Raw genomic sequence first — 738 nt, forward strand, 5'->3', positions numbered from 1 at the left:
GGCTGGATCATGGCGCTTGCTCCTTATCGGCATTGTTCTTATTTTACGTTACTAGTAACGTAAAATAAATATCCGTTACACGTAACGATAAATAAAATTCGCCGACTCATTCAGATTCGCTGAACCTGCAACACGAGCAACACCTCTGTCCGTTGCTTCGAGCTGGAACGACCATCGAAAAAGCTCGGCAGCCACGAATACCCACTGCGCGCCGTCGCGTCGCGATCCTGGATCAGCCCGCCGAGCACCACCAGTTCGCCATCCTTCAAACGCGTGACCGTTTGTAACTGACGCGTGTTTTTCGTCGGCGACGTGTCGACGCCGGTTTTCGTCGCGACGAAATCGGAAATCTCCTCACGCACCTTCAGCTCGATCACATCGCGCATGACGGTCGGTTCCACGTCGAAAATCAAGCCGGCATCCTGATACGTGATCGACTGAACTGGTGTGCCGCTCGACCCTTGATAGCTGACGCTCGATTGCGTCGGCACCTGTTGCCCAACATTCAGCCGCACGCGTTCGCCCGAGACGATCCGCACGTGCGGCGAACTGACGACCTTGAATCGCGAATCGGCGTTTAGCGCGGATATCGCCGCGTCAACGCCCGGCCCCGTGAATCTCATCGCGCTTGCATCAGACGACGTGTCTCCGCTCGAAAGCCTGAGCTGTCCGCTCAACAGCCGAACCGCGATGCTCCACGCCGAGTTAGCCGAATCGGTATTGGCCACCTCATACACC

At 56.5% G+C, this 738-nt stretch carries 1 pseudogene; it reads right to left on the bottom strand.

Annotated features, from left to right (window positions below):
• Window positions 1–110: 110 nt before the first annotated feature.
• Window positions 111–738: pseudogene (locus J5M73_RS30905) on the bottom strand (type II and III secretion system protein); the annotation flags it as partial.

The sequence above is a fragment of the Pseudomonas sp. 50_B genome (assembly GCF_017491625.1).
In the GTDB taxonomy this organism is placed as follows: Bacteria; Pseudomonadota; Gammaproteobacteria; order Pseudomonadales; family Pseudomonadaceae; genus Aquipseudomonas; species Aquipseudomonas danubii.